The sequence below is a fragment of the Novilysobacter longmucuonensis genome, from assembly GCF_046600735.1.
In the GTDB taxonomy this organism is placed as follows: domain Bacteria; phylum Pseudomonadota; class Gammaproteobacteria; order Xanthomonadales; family Xanthomonadaceae; genus Novilysobacter_A; species Novilysobacter_A longmucuonensis.
The window spans coordinates 122,928-138,650 of sequence record NZ_JBJMAW010000002.1; the positions used below are offsets into that span (position 1 = coordinate 122,928).

General features: G+C 69.3%; 14 protein-coding genes. 2 read left to right on the top strand and 12 right to left on the bottom strand.

Going from position 1 to position 15,723, the window contains the following annotated elements:
- Positions 1-133: 133 nt before the first annotated feature.
- Positions 134-544 carry an Rnf electron transport complex subunit RnfB gene (gene rnfB / locus ACJQWM_RS02600; RefSeq protein WP_332704830.1) on the top strand — a complete coding sequence of 137 codons (411 nt, stop codon included), beginning with the start codon at positions 134-136 and terminating at the stop codon, positions 542-544.
- 111 nt (positions 545-655) lie between these two features.
- On the opposite strand, the gene ACJQWM_RS02605 is transcribed toward rnfB, so the two are convergent.
- The 6 genes from ACJQWM_RS02605 to ACJQWM_RS02630 form a co-directional block, all read right to left on the bottom strand.
- Complete coding sequence (locus ACJQWM_RS02605) at positions 656-1,636, bottom strand: TraB/GumN family protein (protein WP_332704832.1); 981 nt, start codon at positions 1,634-1,636, stop codon at positions 656-658.
- Positions 1,637-1,647: 11 nt separating this feature from the next.
- Positions 1,648-2,622 (bottom strand): DUF1684 domain-containing protein, encoded by a 975-nt coding sequence (locus ACJQWM_RS02610; RefSeq protein ID WP_332704834.1) that lies wholly within the window; start codon positions 2,620-2,622, stop codon positions 1,648-1,650.
- On the bottom strand, positions 2,622-4,484 hold the full coding sequence (gene mutL, locus ACJQWM_RS02615) for a DNA mismatch repair endonuclease MutL (RefSeq protein ID WP_332704836.1): 1,863 nt from the start codon (positions 4,482-4,484) through the stop codon (positions 2,622-2,624). The genes ACJQWM_RS02610 and mutL overlap by 1 nt, the downstream gene beginning before the upstream one ends.
- A 381-nt stretch (positions 4,485-4,865) precedes the next feature.
- A complete protein-coding gene (locus ACJQWM_RS02620; protein ID WP_332704838.1) occupies positions 4,866-6,353 on the bottom strand; it encodes an N-acetylmuramoyl-L-alanine amidase in 1,488 nt (495 codons plus the stop codon).
- Positions 6,354-6,439: 86 nt separating this feature from the next.
- Positions 6,440-6,916 (bottom strand): tRNA (adenosine(37)-N6)-threonylcarbamoyltransferase complex ATPase subunit type 1 TsaE, encoded by a 477-nt coding sequence (tsaE, locus tag ACJQWM_RS02625; RefSeq protein ID WP_332704840.1) that lies wholly within the window; start codon positions 6,914-6,916, stop codon positions 6,440-6,442.
- Positions 6,913-8,406: an NAD(P)H-hydrate dehydratase gene (locus ACJQWM_RS02630; protein WP_332704843.1), complete on the bottom strand. Its 1,494-nt coding sequence runs from the start codon at positions 8,404-8,406 to the stop codon at positions 6,913-6,915. Before ACJQWM_RS02630 ends, tsaE begins: the two co-directional genes overlap by 4 nt.
- Positions 8,407-8,512: 106 nt before the next feature.
- Between ACJQWM_RS02630 and queG the strand changes: the two genes are divergently transcribed.
- Positions 8,513-9,544 carry a tRNA epoxyqueuosine(34) reductase QueG gene (gene queG / locus ACJQWM_RS02635; RefSeq protein ID WP_332704893.1) on the top strand — a complete coding sequence of 344 codons (1,032 nt, stop codon included), beginning with the start codon at positions 8,513-8,515 and terminating at the stop codon, positions 9,542-9,544.
- A 328-nt stretch (positions 9,545-9,872) separates the two neighbouring features.
- Here the strand turns inward: queG and pgi are convergent, their stop codons facing one another.
- From pgi to pcnB, 6 genes are all read right to left on the bottom strand, one after another.
- Positions 9,873-11,387: a glucose-6-phosphate isomerase gene (gene pgi / locus ACJQWM_RS02640; protein ID WP_332704845.1), complete on the bottom strand. Its 1,515-nt coding sequence runs from the start codon at positions 11,385-11,387 to the stop codon at positions 9,873-9,875.
- A gap of 38 nt (positions 11,388-11,425) precedes the next feature.
- Positions 11,426-11,806, bottom strand: a complete 381-nt coding sequence (gene panD / locus ACJQWM_RS02645; protein WP_332704847.1) for an aspartate 1-decarboxylase — start codon at positions 11,804-11,806, stop codon at positions 11,426-11,428.
- A gap of 235 nt (positions 11,807-12,041) precedes the next feature.
- Positions 12,042-12,896 (bottom strand): pantoate--beta-alanine ligase, encoded by an 855-nt coding sequence (gene panC, locus ACJQWM_RS02650; RefSeq protein ID WP_332704849.1) that lies wholly within the window; start codon positions 12,894-12,896, stop codon positions 12,042-12,044.
- 125 nt (positions 12,897-13,021) lie between these two features.
- Positions 13,022-13,840 carry a 3-methyl-2-oxobutanoate hydroxymethyltransferase gene (gene panB / locus ACJQWM_RS02655; RefSeq protein ID WP_332704851.1) on the bottom strand — a complete coding sequence of 273 codons (819 nt, stop codon included), beginning with the start codon at positions 13,838-13,840 and terminating at the stop codon, positions 13,022-13,024.
- A 4-nt stretch (positions 13,841-13,844) separates the two neighbouring features.
- Positions 13,845-14,357: a 2-amino-4-hydroxy-6-hydroxymethyldihydropteridine diphosphokinase gene (folK, locus tag ACJQWM_RS02660; RefSeq protein WP_332704852.1), complete on the bottom strand. Its 513-nt coding sequence runs from the start codon at positions 14,355-14,357 to the stop codon at positions 13,845-13,847.
- A 7-nt stretch (positions 14,358-14,364) separates the two neighbouring features.
- Positions 14,365-15,696: a polynucleotide adenylyltransferase PcnB gene (gene pcnB / locus ACJQWM_RS02665; RefSeq protein ID WP_332704895.1), complete on the bottom strand. Its 1,332-nt coding sequence runs from the start codon at positions 15,694-15,696 to the stop codon at positions 14,365-14,367.
- Positions 15,697-15,723: the final 27 nt, after the last annotated feature.

Consider the following 15,723-nt stretch of genomic DNA (forward strand, 5'->3'; position numbering starts at 1 on the left):
GAAGTGAGCAGTGAGAGTAAGGGCGCCATGTCTTTCGCGCTCACTTCTCACTTCTCAACGGTCACTCCTGCGGACGCCCCGTGAGGGTGAAGCGATCTCTCAGTCCTCACTCCTAGACTCTCACTCCTGCTTCATGGATCTCACCGAACGCCTCGATCGCCTGCTGCCACAGACCCAATGCGGCCAGTGCGGCTATGACGGCTGCCGGCCCTACGCCGAGGCGATGGCGGCCGGGGAGGCCGGCGTCGAGCGGTGTCCGCCCGGCGGCGATTCCGGCGCGCGCGCACTCGCCTGCTTGCTCGGCGTCAGTGGCAAGCCCTACGACCGCAGCCGCGGCGCGCACAAGCCGCCCCAGGTCGCGCTGGTGGTGGAAGCCGACTGCATCGGCTGCACCAAGTGCATCCAGGCCTGCCCGGTCGATGCGATCATCGGCGGCAACAAGCACATGCACACCGTGATCGAGCCGCTGTGCACCGGCTGCGAGCTGTGCGTCCCGGCCTGCCCGGTGGACTGCATCGTGCTGGTGGCGCCGCAGGTGCCGTAGACGATCAGCCGAGCAAGCTAGGCTCTACGGGCGCCTGTGTAGGAGCGGCTTCAGCCGCGATCCGGAGCCGGCGCCGGCGCGGCGTCTCCACGATCGCGGCTGAAGCCGCTCCTACAGGGGTTCGTCGTGGCTGACCGCTTCGCAGGCCGAACAGATGCGCTGCACCGTGTAACCCTTGGCGCGCAGCTTCTCGACCACGCCGTCCGCGCCCAGCAGGTGCAGTGCACCGACCACCACCAGCGTGTCGCGCGGCGACGGCCCGTCCAGCATGCGCTGGATCTGCGGCACCCAGGCATCGTTGCGCACGACGTTGACCAGGCGATAGGTCTCCGGTGTGTTCTCCAGCATCTGCAGGCGCGTCAGGCGATCGAGCGCTACCAGGTCCGCGCTGCGCCACGCCTCGTGCAGCCCGGTCAGCACGGCCGGCATCTCCTGTGGCCGGTCGAGGAAATCGGCCAGCGCAATGACCTGCTCGTCCATCGGGACACTGTCGAGCGTGTTCAACTGGTCATCGATGATCTCCAGCCCGCCGGTGGGCTTGTCGGCCGCGGCCGCCGCACGCATCAGGTGCTGGTCGAGTCCATCGGCGGCGCTGAAGCCCAGCGACTGCGCAACGCCGAGCATCAGCGTCAGGTTCACGAACCACGGTTCGAACGCTTCGAGCTGCTCGATCGAGGCGCCGTTGTTGCCGAGCACGTCATCGAGCCGGTCCTGCATCGCCGCAGGCAGCGTGTCGCTGAGGCCGCCGCCGTCGGCGTAGCCGGCCGCCGCCAGGAACTTGCGCGCGGTCGCCGGATCAGCAAGTTGCTCCGGCGGCACTTCGAACACCACCGCATCGGCCGCGGCGAACGCCTGATCGATGTCGCTGGACAACGGATAGTCGTCGGGCTTGAGCAGATGAAATGAGCCGAGCAGGTACACCGTGCTGCCGCTCCCGACGCTGGACAGCTTCCACAGCAGCGGCACGGGCGCCGCTCGGCCAAGCTCCGCACGCGCTGCACTCGGACTGTCATCGCGGGCCTGCGTGCTGGCCGGTGCGAACAGCAGCGCGAGGACCAACGCTGACAGGCCGAGGCTCTTGAGAGGGTGCATGGGCGGGCTCTTCAGTGCGGCGAGGCGTAGGTCTTTTCACCGGCCGCGATCGCCAGCTCGAGCCGGTTCTCCGGCGGCGGCAAGGGGCAGGTCGCGAACGCGGTGAATGCACAGGGCGGGTTGTAGGCGCGGTTGAAGTCCAGGGTGATGCGCCCTTGCGCATCCGGGCGTGGCGCATCCAGGTAGCGGCCAGCGCCATAGCTGCCGTGGCCGCTGGTGCGATCGGCGAAGACCAGGAACAGCGTGTCCTCGCCGTGGTCGAGCGCTTCGATGCGGTGCAGGGTGCCGTCACGCTCGAACTCGATCGCGCCGGGATTGGGCACCTGCTCGATGGTGCCGATGATGTTGGCGATCGGCAGGGTCCTGCCCGGCGGGTGCTCCACGAATTGGCCTGCGACACGCCACTGCTGCCGCGCCGGCCAGTAGTCCAGGCCGCCGAAACCGACGCGGCCGGGGGCGTCGGCGTGCTTCACCCGCAATGCGTGGCGCGCACCGCGCTTGATCACGGTGGCGAGGCCGCGGCCGTCGTCGAAGCCGAGCACGCTGGGACCGCCGGCGGCATCGTCGGCGTGCAACTCCGCCGGCCCGGTCAGCGGAGCGCCATCGAGCGTGACCGCCACGCCCTGCTCCGGCACGAACCGCGTTGCGCCGGCGTTGAGCTCGATCCTGCCGAGGTGCTCCGGGCCGACCGCCAGGCGGATGCCGTTGTCGGTATCGCTGCCGAAGTGATGCGCGCCCGGACCGATCCAGTGCAGCCCGACCAGGCTGGTCCAGCCGTCCGACCGGGTAAGCTCGGCGACGCGCTGCTCGCGCCAGCGCTGCTGATCGGCCTGGAAGGCAGCGAGCTCGGCCGGGCGTTGCGCTTCGCTGGATACGCCATTCTCGCGCTCGCCACCGGAGCATGCGGTCAGCAGTCCGCACAAGCCAAGAGCGGCGAGCCACACCGGCAAGGGTTTCGAGGAGGAGTTAGGGGAGCAGTTCGCCATCAGCGTCCTCGCAGGAACCAGCGGTCGATTTCGGGCAGGCTGAAATGGGCCCAGGTCGGGCGGCCATGGTTGCACTGGCCGGAGCGCTCGGTGGTCTCCATGTCACGCAGCAGCGCGTTCATTTCCGGCAGGCTCAGGCGCCGGTTGGCGCGCACCGCGCCGTGACAGGCCATGGTCGAGAGCAGCTCGTCGCGGGCGGCCGTGACCCGCTGCCCGCTCAGCGAGGACCCGCCGCCGTGTTCGCGCAGGTCGGCCAGCACGTCACGCAGCAGCGCCTCGACATCGCCATGGGCGAGCAGCGCCGGCACACTGCGCAGCGCCAGCGACTGCGGGCCGCTGCGGGTGACCTCGAAACCGAGCTGCTGCAGCGTCGCGGCCTCGCGCTCGGCGACATCGGCCTCGCGCTCGGATACCGACAGCGTCGCCGGCACCAGCAGGGGCTGGCTGCGCAGGCCTTTGCCATCGTGCGCGCGCTTGAGCTTCTCGTAGCCGATGCGCTCGTGCGCGGCGTGCATGTCCACCACGATCAGCCCTTCGGCAGACTCGGCCAGGATGTAGATGCCGTGCAACTGGGCGACGGCGTAGCCCAGCGGCGGCAAGGTCGCCTCGTCGCTGCCCGGCAGCGGCGAAGCCTGGGGAGCGTCCCTTTGTGGCGTGCCGTACAACGCGACGTAGCCGGCGCGCACCTCGGCCACAGTCGAGCCGGTCGTGGGCGAGTGCTGCAGACCCAGCGGAACCTGCGGCGCAGAGCCGGCCGACGGGTATCGGTGCGGCGCGAAATGGGCGTGGCCATTGCCTGACACGGCCGTCCGGTTGTCGGCCGACCCGTGCGGCAGCCCCGGCATGCTGCCAGCACGGGTTTCCGCAAGCGCGGCATGCAGGGTGCGATAGACGAAGTCGTGGATCAGCCGCGAATCGCGGAAGCGCACCTCGTGCTTGGCCGGGTGCACGTTGACATCGACCCGCCGTGGATCGAGCTCCAGGAACAGCACGTAGGCCGGCTGGCGGCCATGGAACAGCACGTCCGCAAACGCCTGCTTGACCGCGTGGGCAACGCTGCGGTCGCGCACCGCGCGGCCGTTGACGTACAGGTACTGCTGGTCGGCACTGGCGCGCGAATAGACCGGCCGCGCGATCCAGCCGTGCAGGCGAAGCCCGGCGCCGCTGTGATCGACGCGCATCGCATTGTTCGCAAATTCCTCGCCGAGGGTCTCGTGCAGGCGCGTGCCCGAGAGCCCCGCATCGGCCAGCATGTCGCCCTCGCCCTTCCAGCGCCGCGACGGCTTGCCGTTGTGCGACACGCGCAGCTCCACGTCCGGCCGCGCCAGCGCAAGCTGTCGCAGCCACTCCTCGATGTGGCCCAGCTCGGTGCGCTCGGCGCGCAGGAACTTGCGTCGCGCCGGCACGTTGAAGAACAGGTCGCGCACCTCGACCGTGGTGCCCAGCGGGTGTGGCTTCGGCGCGGGCGAGCCGACCCGGCCGCCATCGACCTCCAGCGCGGTGCCATGCACATCCTCGCTGCGGCGCGAGACCAGGGCGAACCGGCTGACCGACGCAATCGATGGCAGCGCCTCGCCGCGGAACCCGAGCGTCGTGACGCCTTCCAGGTCGTCGAGCGACGCGATCTTGCTGGTGGCGTGGCGCGACACCGCCAGCGGCAGCTGCCCCGCGGCAATGCCGGCGCCGTCGTCGCGGATGCGGATCAGGCGCACGCCGCCTTCCTCCAGGTCGATGTCGACCCGCGACGCGCCGGCGTCGAGTGCGTTCTCGACCAGTTCCTTCACCACCGAAGCCGGCCGCTCGACCACCTCGCCGGCGGCAATCTGGTTGATCAGGGTGTCAGGCAGTTGACGAATGGTCACGGACGGATGCGCGGCACTGTGCGGGGGCGCACCATGATAGCGGCAGTGAAGTCGCGCCTGCGGCGCTGCTCGGCTTGGTGCGGCGCGGCGGAGCAAACACGTGGCCCGCCGGGCCTAGTGTAGGAGCGGCCCATGGCCGCGAGCTCTTCGCTCACATCGCGAGACGGCCGGGGCCGATGCAGAAGGACCCCAACGGCGCGACCGCGCTTCGCCGGCCTCGGGTCGACAAGCATCGCGGCCATGGGCCGCTCCTACAGGGGTGGCGACGCGGTCTCGTGGAGCCGAAGCTTGCTGAGTGGGAACGTCGCCGCTGCGCAGCTTGTAAGTGAGGCAACAGCCACGCTGTTCACTACTTGCTGTTTGCAGGCGCGAAGCGCCGACTCACCGGCTGCCCCCGACCGAACCACCGGTGCCGGCAGTGGCCCACTGCGCTTCGGCACGGGCGGCGTACATCGTGCCCGGCGGAGGTTGCTGGGTGAAATAGGTATTGACCCCGTCGAGCAGCGCCCGCGCCACGGTCTTCTGGAACGCGGGGTCGATCAGCCGCTTTTCCTCGTCCGGGTTGGACAGGAACGCGGTCTCCACCAGCATCGCCGGCATGTCGGAGGTGCGCAGCACCGCGAAATTGGCATGCTCGATCTGCGGCTTGTGGTTGTTGCCGATGCGCTTGAGGCCGGCCAGCACGTGCGCGGCGGCGTCCTCGGAGGCTTTCATGTGGCCGCTCTGGGTGAGGTCGAGCAGCACCGAGGCCAGCGTGTTGTTGGTCCTGGCCAGGCTGACGCCGCCGATCAGGTCGGCCGCGTTCTCCTTGTCGGCCAGCCAGCGCGCCCGCTGCGACGAGGCCCCGCGCAGCGACAGCACGTAGACCGACGAACCCTTGGCCTTGCGGTTCTCGGCGGCGTCGGCGTGGATCGAGACGAACAGGTCGGCCTTGGCCGCGCGCGCCAGTTGCGCGCGCTTGTTCAACGGGATAAAGACATCGGTGTCGCGGGTCAGGTAGGCCTGGAGCCCGGGTGTCGCGTCGACCTGGCGCGCCAGCTCGCGCGCGATCGCCAGGGTGATGTCTTTCTCGCGCTTGCCGGCCTGGCCGATCGCGCCCGGGTCCTGGCCGCCGTGCCCGGCGTCGATGGCGATGATCAGCGGCCGCATGCCGCGCCCGCGCATCACCTGCTGCAGGGTCTTGCCGGCGCCGGCATTGGGCTGGCCAGTGGCCAGGCCGGTGGGTATGTCGGTGGGGATCGCAGCCGGCACCGTGGTCTGTACGCCGTTGCTGGCGGCATTGGAGTCGGCGGCGACGTTGCGCGAAGCGCGCGCCGCCAGTTCGGTGATCAGCCGCGTGGTCGCCGCAGCCGATGCCGCCGCCTGCTGGGCCGCAGTGGGTTCGTGCAGCGGCGGCGTCGAGGCAGCGAGGCCCGGCCCGGGTAGCGAGGCTTCCGGTGTGGCCACCCGCCCGCTTGCACCATCGCCGTCGCCGGGCCATTCCAGCACCAGCTTCGGACCGGATGCGCCCTGCTCGATCCGCGGCTGCAGCACGGCGATGCGTTGGGTCAGGTCGAACACCACGCGCGTGGTCCCCGGCGTCGGCTGACCGGTGCGGACCGACTGGACCACGCCGTTGCCGGCCGGGATGCGCACGCCGCGGGCGAGCGAAGACTCGGGGAGATCGATCACTAGACGGTCGGGATCGCTCAGGCGGATGACCTTGAACTCGGCCGCGCGGTCCAGTGCGATTTCCGCGCGCGTGCCGGTGGCGCCGTTGCTGAGCTCCAGACCGGTGATCTGACTGGCATGGGCGAGGTTCCAGGTCAGCGCTGCAAGCAGCGCCAGCCCGAGCAGCAGTCTGTGGACAATGGCGCCTTTGGCTCGCATGGCCGTAGTCAAGCACCGGATCGGGCAGATTGCAAGCACTTTTCCCTTTGTAATCCGTGACCTGCCGCGACTTCCTGCAAAATCGTTCAGGAACCGCCCGCAAACGACCCTGTCGCGCTGCATGCCGCTGCCCAGGCGACCCCCACGTCCGACACCGGTTGCAGCCGGACCTGCCGGCCCTGGCGCTCAATGGCCAGATGCACGATCAGATCCGCGGGCGGCAGCGCTGCAGCGCCGCGTTCGGGCCATTCGATCAACCACAGCACGGCTTCGTCGCCGTCCAGCCCGAGGAACTCCAACTCGCCGGCATCACCGATGCGGTACAGGTCCAGGTGCCACGCCTCGCCGCCGGCCGGTAGTGGATAGCGCTCGACCAGGGTGTAGGTCGGGCTGCGGATCGCGCCCGTGACTCCCAACGCACGCAGCAAGGCGCGGGCGAGGGTCGACTTGCCTGCGCCGAGGTCGCCGCGCAGGTGCACCACCGCACGTGCCGGCCGCGTCCGCGCCAGTCGTGCGCCGAGCGCGTCGGTCGCGGCCGGATCGGACAACCAGTAGGCGCTCATGCGGGTGCGTCCGGGTTCGCGCAGTGGCGCAGCCACGGCATCAGATCGCTGGGCAGCAGTCCACGCATGCCGCCCTCGGCCGCGGCGCGGTCGCCGGCGACCGCATGCAGCAGGGCGCCGACGCTGGCGGCATCGAACGCGGCCAGGCCCTGCGCGCGCAATGCCGCGATCACGCCGGTCAGCACGTCGCCCATGCCGGCCACCGCCATGCCTGGATTGCCCGCGGCGATCAGCCGGGGCATCCGATCCGGTGCGGCGACGATGCTGCCGGCGCCCTTGAGCACGACCACGCAGCCGTAGCGCTTGCACAGCGCGCGCGCCGCGGCGAAGCGGTCTGCCTGCACGCCGGCGGTGCTGGAGCCGAGCAGGCGTGCGGCTTCGCCCGGGTGCGGCGTCAGGATGGTGTCGGGCGCGAGCACTTGCAGGGATTGCGCCAGCAGATTGAGTGCATCGGCATCGAGCACCAGCGGCTTGTCCGCCTGCAAGGCTTGCGACCACAGGTCCCGGCCCCAGCGTTCCTGGCCCAGGCCGGGCCCCAGCGCGATCACGTCGCTGCCGCCTGTGAGCGGGCCCAGGACATCCGTCGGGTGATCATCGATACCGTGCACCATCACCTCGGGCCGACGCGCCAGCAGCGCGGCGACGTGCGCGCTGCGCGTGACCACCTCAACCAGTCCGGCGCCGCTGCGCAGCGCCGCTTCCGCCGCCAGCGTTATCGCGCCGCCATGGCCGGGACTTCCTCCGACGCAGAGCACGCGGCCATGCGCGCCCTTGTGGCTGTCGCGCAGCCGGCGCGGCAGGCTGCGGGCCAGCTGTTGCACGGTCCAGCACTCGGCGCTGCCGGCAATGGCGGTGAACTGGTCCGGAGCAAGGTCGAGATCCGCCACTGCCAGGCTGCCGGTGCAGTCGAGCGCTGCACCGGTGCGCAAACCCGCCTTGGCCGCGATGAACTCCAGGGTGTGCCCCGCGCACACCGCCGCGCCCGGGCGCGCACCCGATCGTGCATCGACGCCGCTGGGCGCATCGAGCGCCAACACCGGCGCGCACTGCCGGTTGATAGCCTCGATCAGCCGCGCGGCGTTTTCATCCGCGGGGCGCGACAAACCGATGCCGAACAGCGCGTCGACCAGCAGATCGGTGGCCGGCAGCGCATCGCCGAACTCCGAAATGCCGCCGCCCGCAGCCTGATATTCGACACAGGCGCGTTCAGCCAGCGCGCCGCGCGGGGCATGCTGCGGCAGCCGCAGTACCTTCACCGAGCGGCCGGCCGCGCGCGCATGACCGGCCAGCAGGTAGCCGTCGCCGCCGTTGTTGCCGGGCCCGCAGACCACCAGGATGCTCAGTGCCCTCGGCCACAGCCGCAACGTCTCGCGCCATGCCGCCTGGCCGGCGCGGCGCATCAACTCGTAGGGATCTCCCAGACGCTGCGCCGCGCGCGCCTCGATCGCGCGCAGGGCATGGACATCGAACAGGGTCACGGCGTCGGGCATCGCGCGATTCTATACTTGCAACATCGTGAGCCCGTCTTCCGCACCCGCCACCGCCGTCGATCGCGCACCCGAGCAGAGCGCAGATTATTTCGCGCTCGCGCAGCGCATCCGCACGCTTGCGCGCGAGTTCGGGTTCCAGCGCTGCGGCATCACCGGCATCGAACTCGCTGACGATGAGGCCCACCTGCGCGACTGGCTCGCGCAGGGGCTGTACGGATCGATGGACTGGATGGCGCGGCACGGCACGATGCGCGCGCGGCCGCAGGAACTGATCCCCGGCACGCTGCGGGTGATCTCGGTCGGTCTGGACTACGGCCGCGACGATGACGAGGCCGCCTGGCAGACCCTGGCCGATGGCGAGCGCGCCTACGTCGCCCGTTACGCACTCGGCCGCGACTACCACAAGCTGATGCGGCAGCGCCTGCAGCGCCTCGCCGATCGCATCGCCGAACTCGTGGGCCCCTTCGGTCACCGCGTGTTCGTCGATTCCGCGCCGGTGCTGGAACGCGCACTCGCACGCAACGCCGGGTTGGGCTGGATCGGCAAGCACACCTGCCTGATCGACAAGGATGGCGGGTCGTGGTTTTTCCTCGGCGAGATCTACGTCGACCTGCCACTGCCCCTGGACGTGCCGGCCACCGCGCACTGCGGCAGCTGCAACCGCTGCATCGACGTCTGCCCGACCCAGGCGATCACCGCGCCGTACCGGCTCGATGCACGGCGCTGCATCTCCTATCTGACCATCGAGCATGAGGGTTCGATCCCCGAGGAACTCCGCGCGCCGATCGGCAACCGCATCTTCGGCTGCGACGACTGCCAACTGGCCTGCCCGTGGAACAAGTTCGCCAAGCGCACCGACGAGCCGGATTTCCGCGCCCGCAACGACCTGGATCGCGCCACGCTGGCGGAGCTGTTCGCATGGAGCCAGGCCGAGTTCCTGCAGCGCACCGAAGGCTCGGCGATCCGGCGCAGCGGCCATGCGCGATGGCTGCGCAATATCGCGGTGGCGCTGGGCAATGCGCCGACCACACCGGAGGTCATCGCCGCGCTGGAGTCGCGGCGAGATTGCGACGATGCCGTCGTGCGCGAGCATGTCGAATGGGCGCTAACCCGCCACGGCGCGAACCGGCCCCTGTAGGAGCGGCTTCAGCCGCGAGTCCTTGCCTTCCTCGGATCTGACCGTAAGGCATTGGACGCAGATCAACGCGGAAAGAGCGGATACGAGCAGATCAAAACAGGAGCCTCTTTTCCGCCTTTTTGGCTCTGATCCGCGTCAGAATATTTTCGACCGAATCTCCACCTGGTCGCGTCCCGTCCCGATCGCGGCTGAAGCCGCTCCTACAGGTTAGGAGGAAGGCATTCGACGCGGATCAACGCGGAAAGAGCGAATGCAAGTAATTAGAACAGGAGCTTTTGTTCGCTCCTATCCGCCTTTTTTAGCTCTGATCCGCGTCAGAAGCTCTTGCTTACGACCGCTGACGCAACTGCGCGATCAGTTCGCGCGTGACCGGATCGGCGGGCTCGCCTTCGCCGGCCAGGGCCGGCAGCAAGCGCCCGGCGACCTGCTTGCCGAGCTCGACTCCGAACTGGTCGAATGGATTGATGCCCCACATGCATGCCTGGATGAACACGCTGTGCTCGTACATCGCCAGCAGTGCGCCGAGCGCGCGCGCATCGAGCGCGTCGAGCAGCCACAGCGTGCTCGGGCGATTGCCGGCGTAGGCGCGATGCGGGTCGTCGTTGTGCTCGCCATTGGCGAGCGCCTCGGCCTGGCCCAACAGGTTGGCCAACAACACGCGCTGGTTCTCGCCGTAGAGGGCGTCGCTGCGCATCGTGCCGATCAGGTCCATCGGCACGATCTGCGTGCCCTGGTGCAGCGCCTGGAAAAAGCTGTGCTGGGTGTCGGTGCCCACCCCGCCCCACCACACCGGCACCGTGTCGGTGTCAACCGGTGCAGCATCGTGCCGCACCGATTTACCGAGGCTTTCCATCACAAGCTGCTGCAGGTAGTTCGGCAGCAGCTTGAGTCGCTCGTCGTAGGGCACGACCGCGTGGCTGGTCAGTCCGAGCGCATTGCGATTCCACACCGCTGTGAGCGCATGCCAGGCGGCCAGGTTTTCGCGCAATGGCGCCTGCAGGACGTGGGCATCCAATTCCGCGGCGCCGGCAAGCAACGCCTCGAACCGGTCCATGCCGATCGCCAGCGCGATCGGGAATCCCACCGCCGACCACAGCGAATAGCGGCCGCCGACCCAGTCCCACATCGGCAGGATACGCTCGGGCGGAATCGCGAATGCCGCGTGCGCGCGTTCGCTATTGGCGGTGATCGCGAACAGGCGAGCGTCATCATCCAGCCAGTCGCGCAGAATCGCGCCGTTGAGCAGCGTCTCCTGGGTGCCGAAACTCTTGGAGATCAGCAGGACCGCGGTGCGCCCGCCATCGAGTCCCGCAAGCAGGCGCTGCGCCGCGGCGCCATCGACATTGGACAGGAAGTGAACCCGGAAGCGGTCCGGCGCCGGGCCCGAGAGGGCATCGACCACCAAACGCGGGCCGAGGTCGGAGCCGCCGATGCCGATGCTGACCACATCGGTGACATCGCTGTCGGCGAGCTCCGCGTACAGCGCGGCCATCCGCTCCCGTGCGGCGCTGGCCTGCGCATGTGCTTGGCGCGCGGCGGGTGCCGTCGACAGGTCACCGCGCAGCGCGGTGTGCAGGGCCGCCCGTCGCTCCGTGGTATTGACCTGCTCGCCATTGAACAGCGCACGCATCCGGCTGGCGACATGCTCCGCCTCGGCGGCCGCGAACAGCGCATCGAGCGCCGCGCGGTCGTAGCGCTGCCGCGCAAAGCTGGCGTAGAGCGGGCCGACCCGCAGCGCGAAGTCCTGCGCGCGGGCCGGGTCGGCCTGGAACAACCCGGCGATCGAGGCGTCCTCCAACCGCGCGGCATGCGCGCCGAGAACCGCGGTGAGTTGCGCCGTCATGCCGGTCCGATCATCCGGGCTCAACCCTGTGGCTTCGATCAGGCCGCCTGGGCCGGAATGGAATGGTTGGTGTGGGTCAGCCGGTTGTCGCGATCGACATAGACCAGGGTCGGCTTGAAATTGGCCGCTTCGGCCTCGTCGCAGGCGCCGTAGGCGCAGATGATCACCAGGTCGCCTGGCTGCGCCAGGTGCGCGGCCGCGCCGTTGACCGAAATCACGCCGCTGCCTTCCTCACCCCGGATGGCATAGGTCACGAAACGCTGGCCATTGTTGATGTTGAAGATGTGCACCTGCTCGTACTCGCGGATCCCGGAGATGTCGAGCAGGCGGCTGTCGATCGCGCAGGAGCCTTCATAGTGCAGCTCGGCGTGGGTCACGGTGGCTCGGTGGATCTTGGCCTTGAGCAGGTTCAATTGCATGGATTCGGCTCCGTCCGCAGGCGCGCGGGCGTCGAGGAAAATGCGAGTCTAGCAGCGGATGGCGCGCTGCAACATGACGGAGCATCAGCGAGCGTAGAGCCGAGCTTGCTCGGCTGCGAAGAAGGTCCCGTCGAACTGGGTCGGATGCGCGGAGGGTGAGCCGCCGAGCTCGCTCGGCTGCGCGCAAGCCGTGCAACGGCTGCAGCCGAGCAAGCTCGGCTCTACCGCGGCGCAGTCAGACGCTGAACTCAAGGTTGTCGATCAGCCGGGTACGTCCCAGGCGGGCGGCGATCAGCGCGACCCGGCCGCTCTCCTCACCGGCCGTCCCGCGCACCTCGCCCAGATCGGGGCGGCGCAGCGCGGCGTAGTCGACCTGGAACCCGGCGGCCGTCAGCCGCTGGGCGGCCTCGGCCTCGACCGCCGCGGGTGCCCTGCCCTGCCTGGCCGCATCGCGCATGGCTTCAAGCGTGCGCCGGATCTCCGCCGCGCGCGGGCGCTCTTGCGCCGACAGGTACTGGTTGCGCGAACTCATCGCCAGGCCATCGCCCTCACGCAGGGTCTCGCCCGCCAGCAACTCCAGCGGGAATGCCAGGTCGCTCACCAGATAACGGACCACCGCAAGCTGTTGATAGTCCTTGCGCCCGAATGCCGCCACGTCCGGCTGCACCTGGTTGAACAGGCGCGCGACCACGGTCGCCACGCCATCGAAATGCCCGGGGCGATGTGCCCCCTCCAGCACCCCGGAGACGCCCGGCACCCGCACCTGCACGGTCGCCGCTGGACCGAAGGGGTACATCGTCTCCACCGACGGCAACCAGAGCAGGTCGCAGCCGGCCGCCTGCAGCCCATCGGCATCGGCCTGGAGGGTACGTGGATAACGCGCGTAGTCCTCGTCCGGACCGAACTGGGTGGGGTTCACGAATACGCTGGCAACCACGCGATCGGCGCGCGCGCGGGCCAGCGCGACCAGGGAATGATGGCCGGCATGCAGGTTGCCCATCGTCGGCACGAACCCGACCCGCAGCCCGGCGCGCTTCCATTCAATGATGCGTGCACGCAGCTCGGCCAGTTCGGTGACGGTCTCGATCATTGAGGATTCTTCAAAAAAAGCTTCTGACGCGGATCAGAGCAAAAAAAGGCGGATAAAGCTCTATGGAATAGAGTGCTTTATCCGCGTCTTTTATCCGCGTTGATCCGCGTCAAAGGCTTCCCGCTTCAGGCATAGGAATGCGTGGCGTCGGGAAACCGACCTTCGCGGACCGCGGCGGCGAATGCCTGCACCGCGCCGGCCACCGAGCCGCCCTCGGCCAGGAAGTCCTTGACGAACTTGGGCCGGCGATGGCCGCTGTCCAGGCCGAGCAGATCGTGCAGCACCAGCACCTGCCCGTCGCATTGCGGGCCGGCACCGATGCCGATCGTCGGAATGCCCACCTCGGCAGTGATCGCCGCGGCCAGTGGGGTTGGCACGCATTCGAGCACCAGCAGCGCCGCGCCGGCCTCGGCCACCGCACGGGCATCGGCGCGCACCTGTTCGGCCGCGGCGTCATCGCGCCCCTGGACCCTGTAGCCGCCGAGTCGCAGCACCGACTGCGGGGTCAGGCCCAGGTGTGCGCAGACCGGGATCTCGCGCTCGACCAGATAGGCGATGACCTCGAGCTTGTGTCCCGCGCCTTCCAGCTTGACCATCGCCGCGCCGGCCTGCAGCAGCGTGGTCGAGGCTTCCAACGCGCGCTGCGGGTCTGCGTCGGACTGGAACGGCAGGTCGGCGACCAGCAGGCTGCGCGACAGCCCGCGCGCCACGCATCGGGTGTGGTACGCGATGTCCGCGACCGTGACCGGCAGCGTGCTGGCCTGGCCCTGCACCACCATGCCCAGCGAGTCCCCGACCAGCACCAGGTCGGCGCCATTGGCGTCGAGCACGCGCGCGAAGCCGGCGTCGTAGCAGGTCAGCATCACCAGTTTGCGGCCCTCGCGCCTGGCCTCGGCCAGCGCCGGCACCGTCCACGGCTTGTCGGTGGGGGTCGAGGCGTACATGCGACTAGCCTAGCGCCTGTATGCCATCGGTCGCCATCGCCGCGAGTGACCGGCAGGCCGGGCCGACGCCCGGAATGTGCGTGTCGGGGGCGATCTCGACCAACGGCAGCAGCACGAACGCTCGCTCGTGAAGGTGCGGATGCGGCACGCACAAGCCAGGCTGGTTGATCACCGCATCGCCATACAGCAGCAGGTCCAGGTCGAGCGTGCGCGGCCCCCAGCGACCGCTGCCGTCGCTGCGCCGGTCGCGTCCGGCCAGGCGTTCGATGTCGAGCAGCGCCTCGAGCAGCGCGGGCGCGGGCAGTGCGGTCTGGATCATCGCCACCGCGTTGATGAAATCCGGCTGCGCCGTGACGCCCCAGGCCGGAGTGCGATACAGGCGGGATGTTTTCAGCAGCCCGCTCGCCGGCAGCGCCTGGAGCGATGCGAAGGCAGCACGCACGCTGGCCGCGGGGTCGCCGAGGTTGGCACCTAGGCCGATGAAGCAGATGCAGGGCCGGGCCGGAGCAGCGACCACGGCTTGGTCACTCGGCCGCGGCGGGATTGCGACGGCGACGGCGACGCTTGCGTGGTGCCGCGTCGCTCTCGACATCGTCCTGCGCCTGCGCGTCGAGCTGGGCCGCCAGCGCATCGCCCGGCTGGGTCTGCGCCTCGCGCCAGAACTCGACGTCGTCGGCATGCTCGTCGGATGCCGACAGGCGCAGCGCCAGGAAATCGAACGCGGCGCGGAAACGCGGATGCGCCAGCAGGCGGAACACACGCTTGCGCTGGCGTTGCGAGAAGCGCGACTGCAGCAGCCAGATCTCCTGCATCGGCAGCGAGAACCGCCGCGGCAGCGCGACCGTGCCGAGCTGGTGCAGGGTGACCCGATCGGCAGCACGGCGCTGCGCTTCGACCGTGTGCATGCCCTGCGCCTGCAGCGCCATCAGCGCGCGGCAGTAGGCCGGCCACAGCAGCAGCGCGAACAGGAACGCCGGCGATACCGGCTCGTCATTGGCGACGCGGTGATCGGTCCCGCGCAGGCCCTCGATCAGCATCCGCCGCAGCGCACCGCTGCGGTTGGACTTAAGCGCGGCGGCGCTTTCGGGCAACAGCGTCTGCAGCAGGCCATGCCGCTCCAGGCGCAGGAAGCTTTCGACCGCATGGCCGGACAGGAACAGCTTGAGGCATTCCTCGAACAACCGCGCCGGCGCAGCTTCGCTCAGCAGTGGCGCCAGCTGGGGGATCGGCGCCGCGGTGGCCGCCTCGATCTCGAAGTCGAGTTTGGCCGCCAGGCGTACCGCCCGCAGCATCCGCACCGGATCTTCGCGATAGCGTGTTTCCGGATCGCCGATCAGCCGCATCAAGCGGTTCTGCACATCCTCGAAGCCGCCGGTGTAGTCGCGCACCGAGAAGTCCTCGATCGCGTAGTACAGCGCGTTGGCGGTGAAGTCGCGACGGATCGCGTCCTCCTCGATCGTGCCGTAGACGTTGTCGCGCAGCAGCCGGCCGCCCTCGTGCAGCTCACGGTCGCCACTGCCGTCGTCGACATTGGCGCGAAAGGTGGCGACCTCGATGATCTCGCGCCCGAACACCACGTGCGCCAGGCGGAAGCGCCGTCCGATCAGGCGGCAGTTGCGGAACAGCTGCTTGACCTGCTCCGGGGTCGCGTCGGTAGCGACGTCGAAGTCCTTGGGGTGGCCGCCGACGAGGATGTCGCGCACCGCCCCACCGACCAGGTAGGCGCCAAAGCCCCCATCGCGCAGCCGGTAGAGCACGCGCAGCGCGCTCGAACTGATGTCCTTGCGCGAGACGTTGTGCCCGTCGCGCGGAATGAGCCGGAGCATGGGATGGGCGGGATCGTTGTCGGTCGGCATCGAGCGGGCTTCGCCGCGGTTGGGAAA